Below are 25,552 nucleotides of genomic sequence, written 5' to 3' on the forward strand. Positions count from 1 at the left end.
TTTTCGCATGTTACGCTCCGAACACCGGCTCAGAGGCATCTTCGACGATCTTGGGCACCGGCGCTTCCTGGGAGCGCAGGAACTTCCTGGCCTGGTCGAGGAAGCCATACATCTCCTTCGCTTGCCCAGGTATCTGACGAACCATGTCGGGTACGTCATGCGCGAGGAGGTTGGCAAACGGCCCTATGTACTTGGCTTCCAATACCGCCTGCACGGGGTTGCTCTTGACGCGCTCCAAAGCGACGGGTCCCGTGCTGGCGACCTTCTGAACCGTCTTTACGGCGGCCACATCAGCAACGACGGCCTGGACCAGTGACTCAAGTGAAGCACCCAAGGACTTCAGTGATTCGGCGCTGGCCTTTTCCTTCATGTTCTGGGCCTCGACGATTGCTTCGTCGCCATTGATCTTGATTCTCTCTTCGACCTTGCGGACCTGGACGTCCTTCTCCTTCGTGTCGGGTATCGCCACCGCGGCATCCAGTTCGGCCTGAAGGTCGGCGGCATCCTTCTTTCGTCCGACTGCGGCCACGAGCGAGATCCGGGATTGCGACAGGGCGACGGAACCGGCTGTCAGCACGGCGTGGGAGGCGGTGACGTCGTCGATGAGGGGCTTGAGTTCGGACGACCTTCCGCTGTTGGGAAGCACTTTGTTTGGGTCGATTTTCGTTATCTTTTCCATGGTGGCGCACCCGCCAATCGCGCCCAGTACCGAAATCACTACGCCGAACATGACCATCCTGTTCACGATCTTCATTTCATACCTTCCTGACGGCTTGCGAACACATATTTGATGTTGTTGAATAGGCTGGAGTCTTCTTCGAGAGGCGGAAGACCGGGCTCGTCGCCCAAGGTTTCTTGGAACTTCCGCTTGAACATCGTGATGCGCCCCTTGTAGGTCAGGTAGACCGTCAAGTGTGCGCTGGCGCGATCCCACTTGCGCTCATCAACGTCCGATACTGCCGGGGTCTGGTCCAATTGAGCGACCAGAGCGTTCTTGGCCGTCGGACTGGGAACGTCCTCAATCTCCAGAACCAGATGCACGCCATTTTCGTCGCGTTCGCGAAAATACGTGTGCAGCTGTTCAGCAAGGCGCAACCCGGCCACGGCCCCCAGGCGGGTGGCAGCCCGAAAAGCCGAGCCCTGTGCGGTACGATCCGTGCCCGACTCCTGCACGGCGGTCGAGGACAGAATCTCGCCGGAGAAGCAATCGACGATCTTGATCGCCAGCTGGGCTGTCGACCAGTGCATGCCGTCGTCGGTGACCCCTTCGTAGAGAATGGATGTCGAGCCGACCATTACGGCATCGGCGCCGTACCGCTCACCGGCTACGAGAGCGAACGCGCGCGCATTCAGATCATTGTCGACCTGGCCAGCCAGGTTCCCTTCGCCGCCGATAAGATACTCGCGGACGGCAATCGTCTCTTCGCTCGAAAGCAGTCGGATGTCGCGTTCGAGCAGCTTCTCCGAGATTGCGGCGGCACTAGCCGGATCCTGGTTGCGGAACTTCACCGATTCCGGAGGAAAGTATTCGACGCACTTCATGGAGAACGCTGCCGCATTCATGGAATGTTCGAAATGACTTTCCGTCTGCGCCTCTGCGCTGGCGCCCGGCTTCGACGCCGGCTTGAATTTCCGCAAGCGCTCCATCTCCGGAATCTCTTTGAGGGCCGGCGCCTGGCGCGGGAACGTTACCTGCGTCCAGCCGGCCGGCAAGGTCCGTGGCGCCTGCGAACCGGCTTGGCCGTCGCGACCATTCCGACTGGGCGTCGCGGAACCACCTTCGGCCGGCGTGTTTTTCACATTCAGGTTACCTTTGGAGCTTCCCTCGGTGTGTTCGCTCTGAATCTCTCCATTCACGACAACGATGCGCTTGACGGGCGGTGTCGCGTCAGGAGCTATATCCGCCTGGAAGTACTCATCGACCAGGACCATGATCGATCGCCGCGATACGCGGCCATCCTCGAGACCAGTGCCCTTAATTACTTCTCGGATCTTGTCCATGTTCACTTCACAGGTGATTGTGATGCGGTAGATCTTGTTCTGGTCGTTCTGGTCGCCCACGATGCGCACATCTTCGACATATCCGGCGGCGGCGCGCAGAATCCTCGTCTCGATGACGTCACGCTGGGACTCAAAGGTCGTCTCACTGACATAGCTGCGAACTGCCAGCTCAAGGGCATCGCGGACGGCCGCCGTGCGTGCCGCCTCGAAGGCGCTGTCAATGCTTTCGCGCTTCTTGTTCTGGATCGGGGCCTCCCCGTACCCCGTGCAGGGCTTGAACTCCGCCCATGCAGCGGCCGGCAAGCCCAGCAGCAGAGCGACCAGCGCGATGCGGACGGTCCAGGTTTGACGGTACTTCGGAATGCTCATAGCGAATCACCTTCCCGCGGCAGCGCGGCATGGGTTCGTGGACTGCAGCTCCTCGATCGGGCTGCGGCTTTCAACTGGTACAGATGTCGCGCGCAGGCCTGACGTGTGACGGGATACCGGGCGCGAATCATGAGGGGATCAGGTTATCAGATCGAGCCTGCTCGGGGAATCCCTACGGATGCGTTCGTGCGCATTGGTGATCGCGTGAGCCCACTTCGTTGACCTGTTATACATCTGCGTGTTTATGTTGTCTTTTGGTGCGCCTTACTCCGGCGTCCGTCCACGCCAACTACCGCGCGAAGCCTGGCATAGGCCAGGATGAGGAAGGTCAACGTGAAAGCAATGAGGACCAGTTCATTCCGCATTAGCGACTCCCCGGCCAGCGCAAAATCGGGCGGCGACAGAGAGGGCGGGATGGGGCTGCCGTCTACTGGCGCAGGCGTTGCGGGTGCTCGGGAAAGGGCGAAACCGTTGGCGATGTCCAATCGCTTCAGCAGCGCAAGCATTGACCACTTGAGGGGCGTCAAGAGCGCCAAGACATGTTCCAGCGGCTGTGACCTGACTTCACCGTAGGGCTTGAGATACCCGGACAACATGAGCTGCGGCACGACGAGCAGAGGAACGAACGAAATGGCGGCAACCTCTGTGGCTACTGCTGCCGAGACGAGCAAGCCCAGTGCCGCGCCGCACACGGACGTTGTGAACAGCAGACACAGGCCAGCGGGAAGAGTCTCCAAACCAAGCCCGATCCACGGCCAGGTAATGACCACCAGTACCGCTGTTTGCAACGTCACCAACAGGAGTTGCGGCAGCAACGAAGAGATGAGGTATGCGAGCGTCGAAAGACCCGTCATTCGTTCGCGCATGAAGACAGCGCGCTCGGCGACGAGTTCGCGGGCGGCATTGCTGCAGCCGAGCCACATGGACACGGCAGACAGCAGGAACATCGCCGGCACCTTGTCTTTCACCAGATCAGACGCGTCGCCTGGACCGAGACCTGCAAAGATGATCCCGATCAGGAGCGCAATAAACGGCGCCTGTCCCAACTGGAGCCATAGCGCAGCGCGATCTCGACGTCGCCTGATCAGGCTACGTGCCACCAGACCTGGGATCTGGATCCAGCCGGGTGCGCGCGGCGCCCGACGCGGCTGCGGACAGCTCTGCCGGTAGTGATCAAGATCACTCTGCCTTTGTTTGACGAAGGTCTGGAACGTGTCACTCTGGAGATAGGCTTGTCGCCATTCCTCCGGGTCCTGACGCAGTTCTTCTTTTCCGGGCTCAAGACAGTCCAGCAGGTAGTCGGCCGGATTGACGCCCGGGCGCAGAGGCAGGTGTCCATGCGAGGAGAGATGCTCGACCGCCGCCGTTCCGGAATTCCCGAAATAGGCCAGCTTCCCGTTCTTGGCGAGCAGAATCAACTTGTCCATCAGTTCGAACACTTCACGGCGGGGCTGGTGAATCGTCACGACGATCGTCTTCCCCGAGTCGGCGAGGTCCCGTAGGATCTGCATCACCTCAAGCGCTGCCGTGGCGTCAAGACCGGAGGTGGGCTCGTCGAGGAATATCAGGGGCGGCTCGGTGACGAGTTCGAGTGCGATATTGACGCGCTTGCGTTGACCACCGGAGATTCCTCGTATCCGCTCGCCACCGATCAACGAGTCGCGCACGTGCGCCAATCCCATGCGCGTGAGGAGGCGGTCCACGTGGGCGCGCATCTCACCGTCGGGAAGTTGAAGTCTCTGTCGCGCGGTAAAGTAGATCGTCTCGAATACCGTCAAATCGCGGTGCATGATGTCTTCCTGGGGAACGTAGCCCATGCGGTCACGAACCGCATCCAGGTTCTCCTCAAGATCGTATCCATTGATCAGAACCTGTCCGCTCGACGGCGATCGCTGTCCGGTGAGCAGTTCCAACAGCGTGGTCTTTCCGGACCCCGAAGGTCCCATGAGTGCGACCAGCTCACCGGGATAGATACTCAATGAAACGGCGTCGAGAATACGTTTGCGCTCGCGGCCGGTATCGATTTCGCGACATACATTGATGGCATCCAGGCGTACGGCGCTGTGATGGGGACGGATCGCGTCACCGGCCCGACCAGAGAGCCGTATCCGCACAGGACCGAGCGCCAATTCGTCAGCGGCCCCGATGACGGCCTGGCGGATCGGGTCCCCATTGACAAAGGTCCCGTTGCTGCTGCCTAGATCGTGAACCTCCCAGGCGCCACCCCGAGCGACGATGCGCGCGTGGTGCCAGGACACCAGGGGATCGTCAACGACGACATCGCATTCCGGGGCCCGACCAAGGAGCACTTCGCCGTCGGTGGGTACGGTGGCAGTGAACGCGGTCGAATCCACCCCGGCCTTGGGCATTGCCAATTGCTGGGTCCAGGCGGCAATCGTCGCCGGTGGAATTCGATACGACCCCAGCGTCAGGTTGCTGCCGGTCGGAATCTCCAGCGGGGATGTCGCCGGCACCCCATTGACCTGGGTTCCGTTCTTGCTGCCGAGGTCAAGGACCAGCAACCGGCCGTCCTCGGTCCAGATCTCGGCATGTCGCGCGCTGACATCCGGATAGGGAACAATCAGGTCCGCCGGGGGTTCGCGGCCGATCGTTAGCCGTGCACCCGAAGGTGCGGTGAGTAGCTTCGCGACGATATTTCGAATCTCGAACGGCCGGATGCCGATCTGGATGACTTCGTTGAGTCCGACGGTAGTCTCGGTAATGCGCCGGCCGGCCACGAAGGTCCCATTCGTGCTGTCCAGATCCTTGACGATATAGCGGCCGGGCGCCCTATCGCGCCGGATTTCGAGATGCTGCCTTGAGATATGGCGGTCTTCGAGAACAACATCGCAACCTTCACCACTACCGACCAGGAGCGCGGCCACGGGCGCCTCGATTTGGCCTGCGCCGGAAACGTCGCTGCCGCACCGTGCGCAGCGACCGGCATTGGCTGGAACGCGCGCATTGCAAGTGGGGCAATGCATGGGCTCACCCTTTCTCGTCTCGGTTCAGGTGCCGCTACCGGGCAAGAGCGGCGCGGATCGTAGTGTCCGTAATACGGGCTATAGCCGTTTGCTTGGCGAGTAGGATTCCATATTGACCGTGTCCCGTCAACGCGAATGGGCGCCGCGAACGGCCAGCACTGTCTGGGGCTCTGCCGGGGCACACATTCATTGATACTGTCGTGATCGTCATCCCCTGCAGGATCGCGACAGTTGGTGCGATCATGCGCTCGGGGAAACGATTCCAGGAACAACAACGCCGGACTGAGATTCCTGATACGGGAAGGGCTGGTCTCCCCGGACCTGCGCCACGCCGGCATAGTCGGCCCGATTCCGCTTCCCCGCCCGGATCGGCAGCAGCATAAGGCCGATGGTTCCGGCTATCGCGCCATACCGGAAGTACCGCCAGAACCGGGCACGGGAGAAAGTAGCGCTGCGTTCCAGCGCGCCACGAAGCTCCAGCGCGACGGGATCGTCCGCATCGCGAAGGCTCAGAACACCGGGCTCCATGGCGATGAGAATGTGCAGGTCCCTTGTATGCGCCCGCGACGCCGCCGACGCGCTGCAGAGACAGAACATGCTCGTGGCGATGAAGAGAAGGGATATCATCCGTACCATAGTGGCGTCCTCGTCATGGTTCTTGCCGCCAGGGACCTGGTGGCCCCGCAAGGGCCGTCGAGAGGCCCCTGCGGAGCGGGTTGAGGCAATGACATTTGCTAGCTGCCGAGCGCGAACTTCACACCGGCGCGCACGCAGGTCTGCGTCCAGTCCCAGACGGTGCGGTAACGCAGTTCGGCGAAGTACGAGGTGCGGGCCTCGCTGTTGATATTGACGCCGCCGAGCAGATCGATACCGATGCGGGAATCGGACACGGAATCGCTTTCGCCACCACCCGAGATCTCGGAACTGAGGAAGTGCATGCCCAGTCCGGCGCCAACGTACCAACGGGCCGGCGCGCCAACCTCACCGAGTTCGTACTTCGCCGTGCCGCCGATGGCCACATCGCTGAGCGACCACTTCAAGCTCTCTTCGTAGTAGTAGTCGTATCCCGCGTCCCAACTCTTGGACCACAGATCGATATTGGCCTCGAGGCGGATGTTCTCGCTGATGTAGCCGAGGTCCACCATGCCTCCGAAGCCGATCGTGCTGCCGGCCTGGATATCGACCAGCGCGACATTGGCGCCCAATCCGCGGAAGCCAATGTTCGTTTCCGCCTGGGCTTCCCCGGACAGGATCGCCAACGAGATCGCGACCGCACCGGCAATAATGTACCGCTTCATGACATTCCTCCGTCTTGAATCGTGGTTTAGGAATCTCGCAGAACCCGCGGCTGGCCGCTTTCTGTGCCCTGCACGTATGTGGAGTCGGGCGGCTGCCAATCGTGTGACATGGAACTTGCGGCAGTACTGCGCGCCATCTGGCAGTGTCAACTGGCGGTATGAGCTGGTGGTGCGATCTGGCCGCGCTGGCTCGCGCCGTCCGCGATTCACTGCACCGAAAGGGAACATGGGACCACGCGCTGTGCGGGCAGCGATGAAGATCCATGAATGTGACCCGACGCGCACCGGGTTCATTGCTTGTTGAAACTTCAGATCATTGTCGCCAAGGTCAGCGCAATTTGGCCGAATAGAAGTGCCTGAGGGCCCACGGCGACTACGTCACCGGACCATTCAGTACTGCCGGAGATCGGCGTCGACTTCGCACAAGATCGGGCAGAGCGGCTCCGGATAGGCGCGGGCGGCCGGTCGCGGACGAACCGGATTATGTTGTGAGATCGAGTTGTACCTCTTGATGGCGAGTGGCTTGATCTTACGTGCGCTTATTTGTGCTATTAGGCACCGCCCTTCCAACTGCAATCCCAATGAAATCGAAGGCGACCCGGCGATCGGGGCGTAAGCTCCCCCGTCAAGTGGACAGTTCGAAGTTAGAGTTTTCGGCTTCCCATCTCTCCCTGAAGACCGACGGCGGTACCTTGCCAAGGCTGTCGTGCGGTCGCTCCTCGTTGTAGTCGAGCATCCAGTTCCAAGCCAGCTCCCGCACCTGGTCAAGGTCGTCGAACAGGTATGCGCTGAGCAGTTCGTCACGGAACGTCTTGTTGAACCTTTCGATGTATGCGTTCTGGTTCGGCTTTCCGGGCTGGATGTACAGGATCTCAACGCCGTTCTGCTCGCACCAGTTCACAAACGGCTGACTCAGCAGCTCTGGCCCGTTGTCGCACCGGATGGCATCCGGCACGCCGCGCCAGCTCTTGATTACGTCCAGGGTCCGCACGACTCTTTCGCCGGGCAGCGACGTGTCGATCTCGATCCCCAAGCACTCGCGCACGCCTTCGTCCAGCACATTCATCGTTCGGAAGCAGCGCCCGCAGTACAACGTGTCGTGCATGAAGTCGAGTGCCCAGATTCGGTTCGGTTCTGCTGGAACAACTAAGGGCTGACGCGGCCGGTCGCCCAGCCGCTTCTTCGTCCGCCGTCGGTGATTCATGCCCAGCTCGCAGTACACGCGGTAGATCCGCTTGTGATTCCAGGGCCGACCATCCAGCCGCAGGCGGTCTCGGTACTTCCAGAAGCCGCGACGCGGGTGCCTCTCTGCCAGGTCCTGCAACGCATCAATGACCTCGGCGTCGCGCACCAATCGATCCTGCGGCGCCTTGTACCAGGCCGAACGCGACAGCCCGATCGCGGCGCAGGCACGGCTCACGGAAAATTTCTGCTCGGCCACCGGATACCTCACGGCTTCTCTCTGCTCTGGTGGCCTCAGAGTTTTTTTGAGATCAAGTTTTTCAGGCCATCGTTCTCCAGGCTCAAATCGGCGTACATCCGCTTGAGCTTGGCGTTCTCGGCCTCGAGCTCCTTGACTCGCCTCAGCTCAGAAGCATCCATGCCCCCGTACTTGGATTTCCAGCGATGGAAGGTCGCGGGGCTAATCCCTGCTTCCGGCAGATGTCCTGGACCTTTAGCCCAGCATCGGCCTCACCCAAAATCCCGATGATCTGGGTCTCCGTGAAATCGGACTTCTTCATCAGAACCTCCTGGTCGATTATGCCAGAAAGCTCTACTTCTCAACTGTCTGAATTTTGGGGGAGCTTACGGGGGCTCTTGCCATGTCTGCAACGATGGTGCTCGGCTCATTTCGGGCGGTTCGTCCACTGCGTATGGTGGTATTGGCCACGAGGTGCGCTGATGCCAGCTTGCAGAATATCACCTGCAGGTGTGCATATGCGAGACGGCGGTACCCCAGCGCGCGATTGTCGTCATGCACATTTCACCCGGACGCGCACCGGGCGTTCGCTGTCTCGCGTGCATCCCGCTGACCGATGTGTATAATCCCGAGCGCTCTGCCGCTGCCCTTTGTGTACCGTAATTGGTGACTTCGTTCCGGGCATGGGGATTGGCGACAGTGACGAGATCGCCTGCGCGGAGCCAACCTGACGCACGCGCCGCAAACGGGAATCGAGCTGAACGACGTGAACTCCGAAGACCAGCATTCAAGTGATGATATTCGTGCGGAGTCGACTGCTACCCCGGCCCGTTCCACCAACTATTTTGCGCAGGCCACGCGAGATCTTGGCGTCTCGCGCAAGGCAACGTTCGATCACGAGCTTCCGGCATCACTATTGTCTGTTCTACATGACTTCACGATCGAGGAGTCCCTTGGGCGGGGCGGTGTCGGCACGGTATATGCCGCCTTTCAGGTATCGATGCAACGGCGCGTGGCGATCAAAGTTTTGCATCACAACAGCTTGTCCCACCACTCCCTGCCCGCGCGATTCACACGCGAGGCCTGGATCGGAGGTCGGCTACATCACCCTTCCATAGTGAAAGTGTTTTCACAGGAAGACTGCGGCGAGTTCCAATGCATCGTCATGGAGATGATCGATGGGGGCAACCTTGCCCAATGCGTGGCGACAGCGCGAAACCGCTTTGCGCCTGATGATTTGCCGCCCGCGACGGAGTATCGCGACTACCTGCAGGAGATCTTGGTCTACTTCATACAGATCGCCGACGCACTCGACCATATCCACCGACGGGGGATCGTGCACCGGGATATCAAGCCCCACAACATTCTGGTGGATCGTGCGGCTAGACAGGCGTATCTGACTGACTTTGGAATCGCAATCGAATACGGATCCGATCAACTGACGCGCACCGGCGACTTCCTGGGAACCGTGCAATACATGTCGCCAGAGCATCTTGATTCTGGCGGGCGCGCGCTGGATCATCGGGCAGACATCTGGTCGTTCGGCGTGACCCTATATGAGGCCGCCACCTTCACGACGCCGTTCGCGGGCGGTGCAACATCGACCATGCGCAGCATCCTGGCCGATAGAAGCCTACCGTCCGCGCGGGCACGCCAGCGACACGTGCCGAGGGACCTCGAGACAATCCTTACTCGTTGTTTGCAGCCGGAACCTGGCCGACGATATGCGACTGCTGCCGACGTGCGCGACGATCTCCAGCGACTTGTCGATGGCCAACCGATCTGTGCGCGGCGACCGAGTCGTTTGGAGCGCGTTGGCCGATATCTAGCTCGCAACCGCAGGCGTTTCATGATGGGCGGAGCCGCGTTCTTGATCGCAACCGCGGTCGTTGTCAGCGCAATTGATGCTGTTGGCGTTCGGATTCGTGATCATAAGACGAATAGGATCCTGCAACAGGTCATCACGCGGAACTTGCCAGCCCGCGCCCTCAGCACCAATTGGGACCACCTGGAGGAGCACCTGATGGAGCGCGTGCGCGCGCGCCCACGTGATCCGCTTTCGATACTGGCAAGGCGTGCTGCAAATGGCGTTGCAGTGCGCGTTGCCGAGTTCGGGCCAGTCCACCACGCGAACGCTGTAATCAGCGGACAGGCCCGCCTTAACCCAGGTATTCAATTCGACAACATCATTGACCTAGAGGCCTCGTGGGACCGTGGTCCATGGGACCCCGTGGCCGTACTCTATACAAACATGTGGGAATCGACGCGGCTCAACTTGCCCCTGGCCTCATGGGTGGATCCCAGCCGGATCAAGGAAGGGCCTCACATAATGCGGTTTCGCGCGCACGTACGCTATCTAGACGTGGCCGGGATCGCTACCGCTGCGAGAGAGCGCCGGGACTATCGATCATTCGACCCCGAGCATCCGGCTACCGCCTGGCCCGTCGGCGACAGTTTTGATGAGTGGTTAGCCGCCGCGCGCGAAACGCCGTGTCTATTTGAGGAAGACACCGACCTGGGCGAATTTCCGATAGTGCTCTTAGGTTCGATTCCCGATTCCATACCATCGCCTCTTGAGATTACGGAAACTGATGAAGCTCGGGCAACGTGGTTCGCGATCGATGAGCTTGTTGTTACCGGAGTTGCCGTGCCGGCCGGGCCGCCCGCGATGTCGATCGACTACGTGTCGGGAAACGGTATCCCTCGGACCGCGGCCTGCCCTCCCGATATCGATGCCGAACCTGGGGGCGAATCGCAGGTGCTGATATGCACAATCGAGCTGAATGGGCGATTCGAGATCCGGTCCGATCGGGCGCTGGCGTTCGAGGACATCTTGCTGCGTTCGCGTGACGGGGACCTACGTGTGGGCGTTGGATCCGAACGCTTTGCGGTTGGCTGTGTAGTGGAAGGAGAACTGGCCGGCGCCCAGCATGAAAACGCAGGAGGCTTTCGTTATCTTGATTCGATTGGCGACGGGATTCAGAGTGGTTTGCCCGACCAGTCGACACGTGAAGCAACCTTGGGTGACGTCTATACGCGACTGGTGCTGAGGGGACGAACAGCGGTTTCTGCGGCCGCCTGGGATCGCGCCCGAAACGGCGCCAAGCCAACCTTCGCTGTTCTTCCGAGTCGAGCAGTCGCATCACACCATGTGGATGGGGTATATGGTCCGGCTGGGGCTATGATGAGCTATGTGGCTGACCAGATCGAATGTGTACCGCGAAAACAGCGGTTCGAGCTTCTTCGTGGCAAGTGGAACGACGATATCGTGGCGTTGACGGGTGAGGCCAAATGGTCGCCAGCGGCGTCTTCCGCCGCAGAGTCGTTAACCGTTAGGTACCGAATACTCGACGCCGACTGGGATCGCGCGGACGAGAGACTGGAGCTCCACTGGGCTGTCGACAATTGGCGTCGGCCCCAGATCGAACTCGGCCACGGTTGGCGGTGGTCTCCACCCGATTCTGTTGCCGTGATCAGCCCCATGACCAAGGCGGAGCGCGGTTGGTGGCAAGTCACTGTTCCTCGGCCTCTAGACGCAACCGAACTGGACTTCGTCGTGCGTCTGTTTGATCGTCGCCGGAACCGAGTTGTACAATGGGACAACAACAACGGCAAGGACTGGCGGGTCGACCTCGACTAGGCGGAGTTTTCTATATGGGGCGCTCCGGGTTGGCCATCCAATGTTCAACGGTTGCAGCACTCTGCTGAACATCGCGGCTCTCAAGACTATCGGACCAGCAAATGGTCCAGGTACTCCCACATGAGTGTCGCGACATCCGACGGTGCCTGACGAGTCAACCCGGCCTTGAACTCTTCGTGTTCTTTCCGGTACATGCGCAGGTGCGATTGGTTTTCGGCGGTGGCAGCCTCTACGTTCGCAATCCGGTCGGCCAGCTTGAGGATCACGGCCAATTCGTCTTCCCTTGCGTATTCCAGTGATTTCGGCCACCCGTTCGATCGATTCCGGCCGCGCAGTCCAGTCCATTCCGGCCACCTGTTCCGACGTATTCGGCCACCGCCGGGCGTAGCGACGGGGATCTCATTCGCCCGCCTCCGCAGTCGCGGTCAACGTTTCTCCTTTCTTTTGCGGGGACTCGCCCGTCAACTCGATCTTGTGCGCGTTGTGGATCCCGGTCCAGGATCGCGTCAGCCAGCGTTGGGTCATCCAGGTACTGGTGCGGTGCTGACCGGCAGTTGGCTCGTGATCAGGGTCGACCGCGTCTGGTAACGGTCATCGGGCTCGAGCAGGTCCCGCCGGTTCTCTGGCGTCAGTGGCGCCAGTCCCCAGTCATCGAGCACCAGCAGGTCGGCGCGTGCGAGCTTGGCCAACCGCTTCCGGTAGCTGCCGTCGGCCTTGGCGATCTCCAGATCGTGGCACAGCCGCGGCAGGCGCTGGTACGTGACCCGCTGCCCGTGACGGCATGCCTGCTGCGCCAGCGCGCAGCCGAGGTACGTCTTGCCGACGCCGGTCGGTCCGGTGATCACCACGTTCAGATTCTCCCTGATCCATTGGCACGACGCCAGGGCTCAACACCAGCGTCTTGCTCAGCCCGCGACGACTGCGGTAGTCGATGTCCTCCGTGCACGCCGGCAGGCGGCGCGCCTGCGTCAGGCGGGTCTTCAGTCGGCGGTTCTCGCGGGCGGCCTCTTCCCGATCGACCAGCAGCCCCAGCCGATCCTCCGAAGCTCAGGCTGGATGCGTCCGGGGTCTGCAGCTGGTCGACCAAGGCGTCGGCCATCCCGCCCAGTGCAGGTCGCGCAGCTTCTCCACCGTCGGATGGATCAACATGGGCGACCTCCGCGGCGGGAACGGCAGCACGGGCGCGAGTAGTCGGCGCCCGGATGTTCTCGTGCTCGATCGACGGTGTCGGCGGCACTGGCGACGGCAGCGGCTGCTGGTCCAGGCCGCTCTTGAGGATCGACCCCGCTCTTGCAGCTGCACGCGCCGGTCGCCAGTGCGCGCTCGCAGGCCGCTTCCAGACGAGCATTTCCGTACTGCTCGCGTCGTATCACGCCCAGGCACGAACGGTAGCCTTGCTGGGGATGGGGCCGGCTCGCGATGATCCGCGTCGCCACCGCCGCCACCGCGCCACCAGCCTCGCCAGCCCAGCGCACCACTCGCTCCGGCGTCCACTCGGCGTGCTGCCGATGGTGCTCTGGCTGTTCGGGCAGCGTAGCGGCCCTGCAAGTGGCTGCGCGTGGCTCGCCACCGACGGCCGCGATGCAGCACCTCTACCGTCGACGCCGTCACCCGCGCCTCGCAGCGAAGGCCCACCAGTTGATGCGGCACCGAGTAGTAGTGCTTGTCCACCGCACGTGGTAGTCGATGCACCTTCACGCGCGGCCATTCGGCGTACTCGTACGGCGAACACGGCAATGGCCTGAGCGCCGGCCGATCCAGTTCTTCCCACAGACTGCGCCGACTCGGCCGGTTTCTGGAACCGCTTGTTGTCCAGCGCTTCCAGCAGTTCCGTGATCGCACGGTTCAGCTCGGCCAACGAGAAGAACGTCCGGTGCCTCAGCTGGCAGGATCCAGCGCTGGCCACTGACCCCGGCCTCGACCTTCGCCTTGTCCTTCGGGCGGCATACCCGCGCCGGCAGCCGCCACCTCGTAGTGACTGGCCATCTCGGTACGTCGGGTTCAGGTCGGCTCGTGAGGGTGCGGGCTCGTCACCCGGCTTGAGATTGTCCGGCACCAGCACCTGCGGCACGCCGCCCAGGTAATGCAACGCCCGCACATGGGACGCAATCCAGTCCGGCAGCTTCTGCGTCCACGTCGCTTCCGCAGTACGTGTAGTTGCTCGCACCAAGCACGGCGACGAACAGGGCCTGCCGGATCTCGCCGGTCAACCGGTCCACCACCGGCACCTGGGCCCGCGTAGTCGACGAACAGTTTCTCGCCCGCGCGGTGCGTCTGCCGCATACCAGGGTCCTGACGACGGCCACTGGCCGTACAACTCGCAGAACCGGCTGTACTGGTGACCTTCCGGATGCGCCTCCTTGTGTTTCCTGCCGGCAGGGAACAGCGTCACGCCCTTGTGCCGCTTCAGCTCCAGATGCAACTGTGCCCGTTCGGCTGCGGCCGCTGATCGGCCGGCAGCGACGACGGCGGCGGGAACAGCAGCGACTCCAGCGCCGCGTCATCCAGATCCTCGGCCAACGGCCATGTCAGACCCGCCGCCTCCGCCAGCCGCAGATATTCCGCCACCGTGCTACGCGCGATGCCGCAGCTGTGGGCGATGGCCCGGCTGCTCAGGCCGCAGCCTCTTTTCAAACGCAGGACTTCTTTGATCTTTCGCTGGACAACCGCTCTCTGGGCACCTCGGCTCCCTCTACTCGGCGTGTCGCGGTTAGAAGCGCGGTACCCGCTGGGGTGTCCTGCGTCGCGGTCGGCGTCTACCCTGCCAGGGGGGCCGAATTGCGTCGGAATCGGTGGCCGGTTTCGGTCGGAATGGGTGGCCGAATTGAATCGGAATGGGTGGCCGATTTGCGTCGGAATCAGTGGCCGATTTCAGTTGGAATACGCATCCCTCGTCTTGGCATAGGTGGCCCGCTTCCTCGCCGCCCGGTTCGCTCCCGGTTCATCCGTGACGCGCCACACCAGATCTGCGACAGCTTCGCCGAACCGGGAGGCCAGTTCGCTGCGCGTGATCACAGTGTCTTCGAGGCTGTCATGAAGCCAGGCGGCCACGACAACGGGCGCCGACCATGGTTGCCCAGGAATCACGCCGAACCGCTCCAGGGTATCAACCACGGCCTGCAGATGATCCGTATATGGACGCTCACCGTATTGTTGCCCGCTGTGCAGTTCGAAAGCCAACAGTTTGGCTGCGACGAGTCCCTGATCTCCGACCATGTGACGCCGTTCCCTATCGCCGAGGCCCCGGCCTCGCGGGCTGTCTAGGAAGCCCCCAGGCTGATCGTCGTCCTGGCGGACCGATCATCCGTTTCGGTGCCATCCCAGATGTGGTGGCCCTCCCATTCCGCTCCCGCACGCTTGCGGCTCTGGATGGTAACCTGGTTCCGCGGCACATCGATAGTCAGAAGCTGATACGATTGAGGGATGCCTGGCGGCAGAGCCCGGCTGCGGGCACTGAAACTGCCCGTCGCCAGGAAGTAGACCCGCTGCCGGGTCAACAGATCCATGGCCCCGGCACGATCGCGGTGGATGTGGCCGTGCAGCCCAAGGCGTGTCCCCAGGGCGCGCAGGTGCCCAGCGAACTGCTCCTCGTCGCGAAAGTCCGCGAGGGGATGATGCCAGACTCCGATTGTCAGCAGGTCGCCGCTGGAATCGTCCAGCAGCCGCCCCTTCGATCCCACCAATACGTCATCGTGCACCCTTACGTCGTCGGCATGGCAGCGGTCAATGTGCCATGAGGAATTGTATGCGATGAAGCGCAGACCGATCTGGGGATAGGCGTGCAGGCGAACCTGATCTTTATAGGCCAGCGGATAGGGCTCGCCGTAGACCAGCCGATGCAATCGGTGCGAGTACGGCCGAAAGCGATTCGGATAGAAGCCCGCGTCTTTCTTGGTCGGTTCGCAGCCGACCTGCTGCGGGCAATGCCCCAGGTCTGCCAGGGCCTTGAGGTCGTCCGGCGTGACGTGGCAACAGGTAGCCGCCTCCCAGTCGACGTCGTGGTTCCCGGGTACGACAACCCAGCGCTCGCGCGGCACGCCCATCCGCTCTTCTAGCATGCGCAGGAACGCATAGACGGAGGCGTACTCGTCCATCGCCGCGGTATCCGCAAGGTCTCCGGTGACGACAACCGAATCCAAACGCTCGATCTTCAGCCGGTGCTTCAGATCGAACACGAGATCGACCACAAGCTTCCGGATGTTTTCACCGCCGCGGAAGTGCAGATCGCTCAGGTGAAGGACATGTGCCGGTGCGCGACCGGGTGCAGAACGCTGCGGGATTTCGCACGCTGGGGCTGTTTCGTGCCGGTAATCGACGTCGTGCAGGGCCGCCGCCATTTCCGGAAGCTCCCAGATCTGGATCTCGCGGCTGCCGTTTGTCGGAACCGCCAGCCCGCCACCGGCGGGATTGAACGACAGACAGCCGCCCGGTTCGTGGTAGTGCGTGGCATCCATCGCGAGCGAGCCGTCCGCGAGCAGCGAGCCGTCGCGCCACCCCCACAACCGGCAGTGACCGCTGCGGTCAAGCGTCAGCAGGCGGGAACCGTCCGGCGACAGGCAGAGGCGTACCACGGCGCCTTCCGGCTGAGTCCAGCGGCCACGGTACCGCCGCTCCCTGACGTCCCAGATGCCAATGCGCCCGTCGTCGCCGCCGGAGATGACAAAGCGGCCCTCTGGCGTCCAGACGACGTCATTGACCGCTTCCAGGTGTCCGGCCGTGATATCGACGAGATCGTTGTCGACCACGGACCAGATCCTGACGGTTCCGTCGGCTGCGGCCGATGCCAGTTCGTGCCCCGAAGCAGACCACGCCAATGCCCGGACCGGCGCATGATGACGTCCAAGCGGCGACGAGCGGAGCCGGCAAGCGCCGGGTGTCCGCGTCCACAAGGTAACGGACCCATCGGCGGATCCGCTCGCGAAGGCATCTTCATTGGGCGCCGCAGCCAGCGCTCCGACACGGCCGTGGCCGGTCTCCAATACGGCCCGGCGCGCCCAGTCCGGCCCATCGAACCTGATGACGCGGCCACGATCGACGGCCACGATCAGCCCCAGACCATCGGCAGTGCCCGTGACTGCCGTGACATGTCCGTCGATCCGGGCGGTGGCCAGGCAGCGGCGCGCCGTCAAGCTCCATTTCTCGACTTCTCCGTCCGCGTTGATCAGCGCCAGATGTCGGCCGTCTGGAGTCCAGACAGTGTGGCTGAACCTGCCGCTCCGGCAACCGAGACGCATCACGCCTTCCGGGTCCACGCGCAGAACCCGAGCCAGTTCGTTCATGGCGTCACCGTTCGCGTCGTCACGGTCGCTGCGCGGATCTCGCGCGGTTCCGGTCTCGCTGGTCCTGATCATCCATGAGGTAAGCGGTGCAGGCTCGTCCATGCTCGCCGTCCGAACCGGGTCTCCTGCTCCGGCCCGGTCGTGACCACACAAGGCCTGGAGCTGTGCATGGCGCCGGGCAATTGTGTCGAGAGAAGCACTGTTCATCACATCGGCCAGGGTTGGGGCCACCTTCTCGACGGCGCGTCGCGCGAGTGCAACCAGGGCCACTTCGTTACGATCAAGAATCTGCAGCAGCACCGGGTCCAGACGATGGTCAGCTGGACCCTGCGCGATGCCATCGGCGAAGCCGGCGCGGCGCGCCAGCGCGTCAGCGATCTGGACGACCCCTGCCAAGTCCCAGCGATTCCAACCCTGTACATGGTGCTCAAACGGATCGTGGTGCCCCGCGATGGCACTGACGGTCTCGGCGGCCAGGTGCGACAACTCGAGCACCTGCGCGGCAACGATGGCGTGGTCTGCTGCGCTCCCGTCCGCCTGGCGCAGGTGACGACGTTCTCCGTCCTGCGTTGTCAGACCCTCGCCCTGGCAGGTGATCGCCACATGGCGGTAGATGTCTCCGCCGTGCCGGATCAGCAACAACTTGCCGAAATCGTGCAGGAGCCCCGCCAGGCGAGCCTGTTCGGCGAAAGCTCGATTGCGATGTTCGCCCAGATCATGCGCCAGCTCAGCGACGATCAGGCTGTGGGCGAGCAGATGGTCCGCGAGCGCGCCCGCCCTGCCGGCCAGATGGCACAGGCCCTGACGCAGCGCACAGTAGTTGACGACGTCGCGCCCCAGACGTGTCACGGCCGTCGGCAGATCGCTGATCGTGCGCCCGGAGGTTCCGTAGAAGGCGCTGTTGGCGCGGCGCATGATCACGGTGGTCAGATCGGGATCGTTGGCCACGGCTCTGGCCAGGCGCCGGTTGTCACTGCACTCGGCTTGGCGCAGCTCCTCAAGCACTACCGCCAACGCCCCGGGCAATGACGCCCGGGCCAGGTTGGGAAGGTCGGGCACATCCACGATGTGGAACAGGTCGGGCTCGCCGGCCGCGCTGGCGGGCTCGTGCTCGATCGTGAGTGCTTCGGCGGTAGTGAATACCAGGCCCATGTCGTGCCTCCGTGCGGCGGCGCTGCGCTTATCCCGGATGACCTCCCTCGGGTGCCCTTCAATTGCTGATATCGTTCGTCAATCGCCGATACGGCTTGAGATCGCTATTGGACCAGGCTTGCACGTTTGTCTTGTTTTTTGCGGCGCCGTGTTGCGATGCTCCGCTTTGGGCGGTCAAACTCCCTGGTCGGGGCGGAACTCGTTCGTGAGTGCTTAACAATCCTCCCGGATAAATCGCTCGAGGAATGCCTCGTAGGCCCCCTTCATCGGCAGCCCCAGATCGACGCATAGACCGCGTCCCGAAGCTCGGGCCCCCGTACCATCTGCGTCGGAGACCGTTGACGATTGATTGCCTTCCCAGTAGACACCAATGCCGCGGCGCTGCCAGGCCGGCAGGTCATTGAAATTGATGCCGGCCCGCTCATACAACAGGTCGTTCTTGGCGGCAGTCGACATCCCCGCGAGCTGAGTCGCAGACTCGGCCGGGGTCCGGCCCTCCCGTCGCAACTGCCAATAGCAGTGTCCGTTCAGTGCATTGCGGTGGGCGTCATCGGCGCGCCAGCGGAAGTAGCTCAGGACGCGCGCCCGGTCGGGCAACTGGGCGATCCGGGCGTCGAACGCCGCGGGTATCCCCAATCGGTGGGTAAACCACGCGCTGGCTTCGCCGGCCAGGATCGATTCGTACTTACGAAGCTTGCGGCCAAAGGCGTCTTCGTCGCGGTCCAAAAGCAACGAGATCTCATCGCTCTGCGTGTATGCATAGACGACGCGAAATCCGCACGACATCAGGTGCTTGGTCGTCTCGACCATGTGGTCGCGAAATGATTCGTCATACGGTGCGGTGAAACAACACACTTCGCGTGTCAGGCGGGTGAAGTTGCGGCCATCGATCCGCACTACAATGTGCAGGCCTGGCAGGACACAATGGTCGTGCGCGGTTTCGAAGATCCGCATCGCGGTATCAAGATCCGTGAACCTCATCGCGCCACTCCTCGACTGCGAAGCCACCCCTCGGCACCTGTGAGACATACCATAGTTGCGTGAAACCCTCGGCAAGGCTTGGCAGCCTCAGCCGCCCAGCCGTGCCCCGGACGGCCGCGTCCGGCACGCGTTCAGGGCCGGAACGGAGCCGGTTGCGCTCCAGACAATCGGTGACCACGCTTCGGAAATAGTACCCCACAACCTCGTAACCCGCGGCCAGAGCCGGCACGATAAAGCGCGCGCGTTCCGCGATGCTCGCATTCGTGTTGTCGACGACAAAAGGCCGACGCTCGAGGATACATGCCTCCAACAGCGTCGCTTCGCGACGTCTCGTGCGCAGCGAGTCGAGATTCAAGCGCACGTGGGTGTCGGCGAAGCGCTGCTGGCAGAACGTCGACTTTCCGGCAGCGGGAAGGCCGATGAGAATAACTGCATGCATGTGTCTTCATCACCCGGTCGGATCCTGAACGGCACGGTGGCCCCTGAATCCTGGTGGCGAGCGACGGCCTCATCAGAGTCCGCTGCGCGATGTACGTCCCGTCCACATGTTGTCAAACATGCGGATGGAATTCAACTGCGAACAACCGAACGATCGACGGAAACACCGCGGGACTGCGGAATCCGGTTTCCCGGGAACCGCGCCGTCCTCTACAATGGGGGCCGATCGGAACCTGACGGCGGTTCGACGTCGACTTCGTCCCGGCGCCGCGGGCTTTGCGAGCCGGGTCGTCCTCAAACGGGAGTACGTGAAGTGAGCCTGAGCTGCACCGTCCTGGGCGCCCCCGGCAAGGACAACGCCCTGCTGGTGACCGTCGACACCGGCCAATCTGTCCACAGGCTGCTATTCGACTGCGGGGACGGGTGTTTGACCGGTCTGCCGATAGCCGACATTCTCGCGATTGACCACTTGTTCCTGTCGCATCTGCACATGGACCACATTGCCGGCTTCGACACGTTTTTCCGATGCACCTTCGATCGCTCCAGTCGGCCCAATCGGGCGTGGGGCCCGCCTGGAACCGCGCGCATTCTCCAACACCGGTTCCAGGGCTTCCTGTGGAACCTGCACGAGCAGATGCAGGGCACCTGGCGTGTCACCGACATCGGCCCCGAATGCCTGCACACGGCACGCTTCGAACTGGGTGAGGCGTTCGCCGCGCTTCACGACGACTGCATGGAGGAGCGGTCCGCGGTCGTTCTGGACCATCCTCAGTTCACCGTCGAAGCCATTGCCATGGAGCACCGCACCACCACTTTGGCTTACATCGTGCGCGAGAAGCCACGCCGCAACATCGACGTCACGCGTCTTGGCGCGCTCGGCTTGCAGCCTGGCCCATGGCTGAAGCAACTGAAGGAAGCGATCGATCCGGATTCGACCATTGTTGTCGAAGGAGTTGCGCATACCGCCGGCACACTTGCCGAGTCACTTGTCAGCGAAACTCCAGGCGATTCCGTTGCCTATCTGACGGACTTTCTTCTCGACGACCAGGCGATGGATGCTCTCGTGCCGCGGCTGCGCGAATGCAACACCGTCGTCTGTGAGGCGCAGTACAGGCACGCGGATCTGGACCTTGCGCATCGCCATTTCCATATGACCACCGTCTTGTCCGCAACGTTGGCACAACGAGCAGCCGTCCGGGAGTTGGTACTCTTTCATCTGTCGGAGCGATATTCGCGAAGCGAATGGCTGGATATGTTGAACGAGGCGCGGGCCGTGTTTCCCAGGACGCGGTTCGCGGATTCCTGGCGCCTGGATGCCGACTAGGGTGGCTACTGTCAGGCAGCGCGCCCGCGTGGCCGGAAGTTCAGCCCCTGGCGGCTAATCGGGCGCTTTCCCGGCAGCTTTGCCACTCGACTCCCTGAGCGCGCGCCACTCGTCCGCCAGCACGTCGAGATACACCATGTCGCACCATTCGCCTCGCATGAACGCTGCCTGGCGCAGCACACTTCCGCGGCGATAACCCTGCTTCTCGAGAGCGCGAAGCGAGGCGTGGTTGTCGGCCAGCACCTCAGCCCACAAACTATGTAGTCCGAGCTCGCCGAATGCGTAATCCATCATCAGGTTCTTGGCTGCCGTGCCGAATCCCCGGCTGCGGTACTCCGGCGGGCCGATCACGATGCCCGTCATCGCACGGCGACGAATCCAGTCAATGGCATGCAGGCCTGCCGTCCCGATCAGGATTTGATTGTCGCCATCCGGAATAGTGATGCCCAGAACCACATCTCGACGATCGGCGCCCGCCGTCGAATGCGACTGCAGCCATGCCGTCTCGTCGCCAGCCGTGATGGGGAATCTGACGGAGAGAAAGCGCCTCAGCTCAGGACTGTTCAGCCAAACAACCAATTGTTCGGCGTCGCTGGGCTCGAGTGTGCGCAGATTCACGGCTTCGCCGCTTAGAAACACCACCGCGTGTCCCCCTCCGTGTTCTCGGCCATGTTGGCCCCGAAGGCGCGCTCAGCTCTTGCGCCGTCGCGCGGTCTCCGGCGGTACGGATTGTACGGCTTGAACTCCGTCGCGGTCAACCTCTCCGGAACAGACGCGACCGTGCGAACCCTATCCCAGCAAGCGTTCGTAGACTTCAAGATCTCGCGCCGAGAAGCAGCAGAACTGCACCTCTTCGATGCCCTGTGGTGCCGAGCGGACCGTCGCGATGGCCGTTGCAGCCGCCTCTTCTATCGGATAGCCGAAGATGCCCGTGCTGATGCTGGGGAACGCAAGCGTCCTGATCCCATTCGCGACGGCGACCTCCATCGAGCGGCGGTAGCATGACGCCAACAGATCCGGCTCACCATGGGTACCGCCGCGCCACACCGGTCCGACGGTATGAATGATGAAGCTCGCGGGAATCCTGTAGCCACGTGTGATCTTCGCATCTCCCGTTCGGCAGCCGCCCAGCAGCCTGCACTCGTGCACCAGTTCTGGACCTGCCGCACGGTGAATGGCACCATCGACGCCACCACCACCCAGCAGCGACGAGTTTGCAGCGTTGACGATCGCCTCTACAGGTACCTTCGTGATGTCGGCCTTAACGGCCCGGATGATCATGGCGTCTCCAGTTCGGGCTCTCAAGCGTGCCGCGCGACACAGATCCGCAGTCTCCAGCCAAGCCCATCAATCGACGGCCAACTGCAATCGGCCGGCGATCGCCGGATCACGGGGGCGGTACACACGTTCGCGTGGGGCCTGAAGCCCGGCCACCCCGGCGACCGCAAGTCGGGCTCGTTGGTCGGCCACGAATCCCGACACATCCATGACCTCGATCAATTCGTTGCACCCGTATGACTTCAGAACGCGTCCGCGCAGGCCCAACTGGACAGCTCTTCGTGGCAAGCGGGCGCCGAATGGGTGATGATCTGGGTCCCATCGCAGCCTTACCTCTGACGTCTTCAGCGCGCGGGACCATTCGCCTTCCGTGGCGAACTCGCCACAATCCCACAACGAGGGCACCGCCTGGGCCAACAACGAGTCAAAAAACACCTGTCGTATGCGCAATGCCAGGACGGTTTCCTGCCCGACTTTGGTGCCCCATCCGGAGCGATACATCATCCACAGGAAATTCGGCTTCACCCAGCTCATTCGTGAATAGCTGAAGCCGGGTCCGAATGTCCCGTGTTCGGCGGCATATTGACCAGTCGGCGATCGGAATGCCTGATAGACGATGATTGTGTCGTCGTCGTACTGGGCGAGTATGTGGCGCCCTTCCGCGGGCCACAGCTTCACCTGCTCCAGATAGGATTCGGTTTCCAGATTCATTCGTCTCACCTTGGGCCCTCGCGCAGACTCTCGACTACGGCAGCTTGTTGGGCGATTCAGCGGGCGCCGGTGGCGCCTCCAGAGGCATAAGACCCAGATCCGCCTCGACAACTTCCGCATACTCCACGAGCGTTGCGATCACTTCACAATAGGCATCGAGAGCGCCGGTGGCCATGCTCTGCGCTCGCCGCAGCAGGTCGTCTTCGGCTGCCGCCAAGCGTGCGTCGGCGTCCCGCAGACTTTTCAGCATGACTCCGGTAACGCCATGTTCTGCCGTGAGTACCGCGACGATGGTCGCCAACTTGCCGAACTGATCGACGATTGCTGAGGCGTGGAGATTCACGCGCTCCGATGTGACATCCGTCCACGTGGCGCCCCTGGCCGACACCAGATCGGTCATGGCTTCCACGCGTTCGCTGATTTCCCGGCTCGGCGCCAATATGCGCTTGAGGCTCTGTGCGTCCGCTGCCAGGGCGGCCATGGCCGCGGAGGTGTCACTCCGCAGTGCCGATTGCAGCTGGCAGGACTCGAGCGCGGTCCCGAACAGGACACATGTTGTCAGCCGGGCTGACATGGCGTCGACAGGCGCTGCTTCACCGCGGCGGATCGCCTCCTGGATCAGATCGCGCGCGGCGACCAGGTCGGCTCGTGCCGCCTGCTCGGAGACTGGATCCCGTTCCGCAGGTACCTGAATTTCAAGGCCGACCAGGGAACAACCCGTCGGCATGTACCTCGCCAGGCACACCGGCGTGCGGCCGAACGCTCCTTGCGGTTCAGGTACTCGCTCAAGGGCTCGATCGTTTCCGGGCTGGGCGCGGCGCCCAGCCCGGACGCGTAGAACACCTGACTGGCCGCGACATGCACCGCATTCGGCCTGCTCAGCAAGGTACTGGCGGCGGCATTGCCGGCGATGACGCCCTCACCGCCAAGTTGTTCCGCTGCGGCGATGCGATCGGCTTCACACTGATGTGTCGCGCGAGGCTCCGTCCGTGTCGCCAGAACTTCGCTCCAGCGCTCGGCGAAGGTCGCCTGGTCAAGACGCGACGCCTCGACGGCAATCAACTCGCCAACGGAGTCTGGAAGGACTCCGCGGCGCAGGAAGTGCGACAATTCAGCCTCGACAACGGATCTTCCCGAAGCCAATTCGTGCAGCCGCCGCGCGGTTGCCGCGAACTCGTTGCTGCCGGCCACCAGGGTCTCGTAGCGATCCGCATCGAACTCCATCTGGCGCAACTGGAACGAACTGATGAGCACGCCGACTTCCATAAGCAGGCGCAGGATCGCACGCGAGATCCACACCATGCCACGAGCAGCCCAGCAAACCACAACCAACGTCACATGTTGCGAGCCGACCCCGTTGTCGAGCCACTCGTCCAGGCGATCCCGCTGGTACACGACCCGCGAGAACCACCAGTTGACAGAGCGAATCACGTACGAGACACGCATCGCGCCGCCTTGTGCGAAATGGCCCAACTCATGCGCCATGACGCCGGTGAGTTGCCGCAGGGACATGCCGGCCAGGAGCGGCGTTCCGATCGTCAGCACAAGGTCGTTACCAATGAAGCTGAACATGCCGCGGCGGAATGCGGCCGAGGCATTGACGTCGCAGTTCACTCGTATCTCGCGCGGTCTCGGCGCTTGTAGCGTGTCGGCGAGACGGTTCACGTGGGCATGCAGTTCCGGTTCTGCAATGGGGTCGAGCACCACATGATCGGCCCGGTAAGCGGCACGGCTGAAGAGCGGCTTGATCAGAAAGAGCCAGGTAATGCTCCCGACGATGAGCGGGCCAAGGTAAAATGTGAGTTGGAGACGGCCCATGCCGTGGTCGAAGATCGCCAATCCACGAACGGCGTGCGTGGCGATCAGCCACGCCAGTGCAGCCAGCAGGCCCACGTACAGCATGGGCAGTAGAATCATGCCCGCCGCCACGATTGTCGTGCCCAGGTTGTAGCGCGCCGGGCGGCGAGGCCGATTGATGGCGTTGGTCGTCCAGACCGTCGCTACCGCGATGGGTTCCTCTGCAACGGGGCTTTGCACAGTGAATTCCTTGGTTGAAGAACCAGACGCACGCGCGAGTGGCAGGACACACCGCCCGCGTACGATCTCGAAGATCATCATGTCGGTCTTCGTCAGCATCTGTGACAAAAAGCGCGAACCGCAGCCAGGACCGGCAACGTTGACCTCCCTTTCCGCACAACAACGGACCCGCAGTCGCGATAACGACGCTATCGCCGAAGGAGACCGCGCAGAATTCATGAGGCTGTGCGCGGTTTGTCCTTGACAACGGTCGGAGAGACTTGTAACATCCCCGCCGTTACAAAAACGCGCAACGCTTCAGGGAAGGAGGAATGGACATGTTCGGGCAAGCCAGACTGCGAAGTTCGCATATGTCGATTCCCTCACTGGGCTTTGCCGCGGTGTCGGCGGGAGTTGGATGATCTCATCCGGCCACGCCAACAGCATTCCGCCCGCGAAGCCCTTGGGAAACCGAGGGTTTTTTGTTTTCGGGCCCGTAGCTCAGTTGGATAGAGCGCCTGGTTCCGAACCAGGAGGCCGGGGGTTCGAGCCCCTCTGGGCCCACCAGATCGCGAGCCTGTATGCTCAACTGGATAGAGCGCCTGATTACGAATCAGGAGGTTGGGGGTTCGAGCCCCTCCAGGCTCGCCAAGAGCATCGC

The 25,552-nt window shown here is 62.4% G+C and carries 18 protein-coding genes, 2 tRNA genes and 2 pseudogenes; 4 read left to right on the forward strand and 18 right to left on the reverse strand.

The features are described 5' to 3' along the window. Positions 1-10: 10 nt before the first annotated feature. From IPG61_08250 to IPG61_08275, 6 genes and pseudogenes are all read right to left on the reverse strand, one after another. Complete coding sequence (locus IPG61_08250) at positions 11-754, reverse strand: hypothetical protein (GenBank protein MBK6734071.1); 744 nt, start codon at positions 752-754, stop codon at positions 11-13. Further along, positions 751-2,370 (reverse strand): hypothetical protein, encoded by a 1,620-nt coding sequence (locus IPG61_08255; protein ID MBK6734072.1) that lies wholly within the window; start codon positions 2,368-2,370, stop codon positions 751-753. Before IPG61_08255 ends, IPG61_08250 begins: the two co-directional genes overlap by 4 nt. 242 nt (positions 2,371-2,612) lie before the next feature. Continuing rightward, positions 2,613-5,255, reverse strand: coding sequence for an FHA domain-containing protein (locus IPG61_08260; GenBank protein MBK6734073.1), 2,643 nt, complete (start codon positions 5,253-5,255; stop codon positions 2,613-2,615). A 339-nt stretch (positions 5,256-5,594) separates the two neighbouring features. Beyond that, a complete protein-coding gene (locus tag IPG61_08265; protein MBK6734074.1) occupies positions 5,595-5,990 on the reverse strand; it encodes a hypothetical protein in 396 nt (131 codons plus the stop codon). Positions 5,991-6,088: 98 nt separating this feature from the next. Further along, complete coding sequence (locus IPG61_08270; protein ID MBK6734075.1) at positions 6,089-6,652, reverse strand: outer membrane beta-barrel protein; 564 nt, start codon at positions 6,650-6,652, stop codon at positions 6,089-6,091. Between the two features lie 625 nt (positions 6,653-7,277). Continuing rightward, a pseudogene (locus IPG61_08275) lies at positions 7,278-8,394 on the reverse strand (IS3 family transposase). 444 nt (positions 8,395-8,838) lie between these two features. Here IPG61_08275 and IPG61_08280 point away from each other — a divergent pair. Further along, positions 8,839-11,712, forward strand: coding sequence for a protein kinase (locus tag IPG61_08280; GenBank protein MBK6734076.1), 2,874 nt, complete (start codon positions 8,839-8,841; stop codon positions 11,710-11,712). Positions 11,713-11,798: 86 nt separating this feature from the next. Here the strand turns inward: IPG61_08280 and IPG61_08285 are convergent, their stop codons facing one another. The 7 genes and pseudogenes from IPG61_08285 to IPG61_08315 all read right to left on the reverse strand — a co-directional run bounded on the left by IPG61_08285 (position 11,799) and on the right by IPG61_08315 (position 19,563). Further along, positions 11,799-11,978, reverse strand: coding sequence for a hypothetical protein (locus tag IPG61_08285; GenBank protein MBK6734077.1), 180 nt, complete (start codon positions 11,976-11,978; stop codon positions 11,799-11,801). Positions 11,979-12,111: 133 nt separating this feature from the next. Then, positions 12,112-12,861: pseudogene (locus tag IPG61_08290) on the reverse strand (ATP-binding protein). 1,257 nt (positions 12,862-14,118) lie between these two features. Further along, the gene (locus tag IPG61_08295) at positions 14,119-14,280 is read right to left on the reverse strand and encodes a hypothetical protein (GenBank protein MBK6734078.1); all 162 of its coding nucleotides are present in this window, start codon (positions 14,278-14,280) and stop codon (positions 14,119-14,121) included. 303 nt (positions 14,281-14,583) lie between these two features. Then, positions 14,584-14,928, reverse strand: a complete 345-nt coding sequence (locus IPG61_08300; GenBank protein ID MBK6734079.1) for an HD domain-containing protein — start codon at positions 14,926-14,928, stop codon at positions 14,584-14,586. Positions 14,929-14,972: 44 nt separating this feature from the next. Then, positions 14,973-18,143 carry an HDOD domain-containing protein gene (locus IPG61_08305; GenBank protein MBK6734080.1) on the reverse strand — a complete coding sequence of 1,057 codons (3,171 nt, stop codon included), beginning with the start codon at positions 18,141-18,143 and terminating at the stop codon, positions 14,973-14,975. A gap of 213 nt (positions 18,144-18,356) precedes the next feature. After that, positions 18,357-19,124 carry a guanylyltransferase gene (locus tag IPG61_08310; protein ID MBK6734081.1) on the reverse strand — a complete coding sequence of 256 codons (768 nt, stop codon included), beginning with the start codon at positions 19,122-19,124 and terminating at the stop codon, positions 18,357-18,359. Next, positions 19,105-19,563: a hypothetical protein gene (locus tag IPG61_08315; protein MBK6734082.1), complete on the reverse strand. Its 459-nt coding sequence runs from the start codon at positions 19,561-19,563 to the stop codon at positions 19,105-19,107. The genes IPG61_08310 and IPG61_08315 overlap by 20 nt, the downstream gene beginning before the upstream one ends. Positions 19,564-19,875: 312 nt before the next feature. On the opposite strand from IPG61_08315, the gene IPG61_08320 reads away from it, so the two are divergent. After that, a complete protein-coding gene (locus IPG61_08320) occupies positions 19,876-20,886 on the forward strand; it encodes an MBL fold metallo-hydrolase (protein MBK6734083.1) in 1,011 nt (336 codons plus the stop codon). A 54-nt stretch (positions 20,887-20,940) separates the two neighbouring features. Here the strand turns inward: IPG61_08320 and IPG61_08325 are convergent, their stop codons facing one another. The 5 genes from IPG61_08325 to IPG61_08345 form a co-directional block, all read right to left on the reverse strand. Further along, positions 20,941-21,504, reverse strand: coding sequence for a GNAT family N-acetyltransferase (locus IPG61_08325; protein MBK6734084.1), 564 nt, complete (start codon positions 21,502-21,504; stop codon positions 20,941-20,943). Positions 21,505-21,675: 171 nt separating this feature from the next. Then, positions 21,676-22,167: an O-acetyl-ADP-ribose deacetylase gene (locus IPG61_08330; GenBank protein MBK6734085.1), complete on the reverse strand. Its 492-nt coding sequence runs from the start codon at positions 22,165-22,167 to the stop codon at positions 21,676-21,678. A 66-nt stretch (positions 22,168-22,233) separates the two neighbouring features. Continuing rightward, a complete protein-coding gene (locus IPG61_08335; GenBank protein MBK6734086.1) occupies positions 22,234-22,875 on the reverse strand; it encodes a DUF4291 domain-containing protein in 642 nt (213 codons plus the stop codon). A 34-nt stretch (positions 22,876-22,909) separates the two neighbouring features. After that, positions 22,910-23,602, reverse strand: a complete 693-nt coding sequence (locus IPG61_08340; GenBank protein ID MBK6734087.1) for a hypothetical protein — start codon at positions 23,600-23,602, stop codon at positions 22,910-22,912. Further along, complete coding sequence (locus IPG61_08345; GenBank protein MBK6734088.1) at positions 23,494-24,993, reverse strand: M48 family metalloprotease; 1,500 nt, start codon at positions 24,991-24,993, stop codon at positions 23,494-23,496. The genes IPG61_08340 and IPG61_08345 overlap by 109 nt, the downstream gene beginning before the upstream one ends. Before the next feature lie 388 nt (positions 24,994-25,381). On the opposite strand from IPG61_08345, the gene IPG61_08350 reads away from it, so the two are divergent. Continuing rightward, a tRNA-Arg gene (locus tag IPG61_08350) sits at positions 25,382-25,458 on the forward strand. 6 nt (positions 25,459-25,464) lie between these two features. Then, positions 25,465-25,542: transfer RNA gene (locus IPG61_08355), tRNA-Arg, on the forward strand. Positions 25,543-25,552: the final 10 nt, after the last annotated feature.

Source organism: bacterium (genome assembly GCA_016703265.1).
Lineage (GTDB): Bacteria > Krumholzibacteriota > Krumholzibacteriia > LZORAL124-64-63 > LZORAL124-64-63 > CAINDZ01.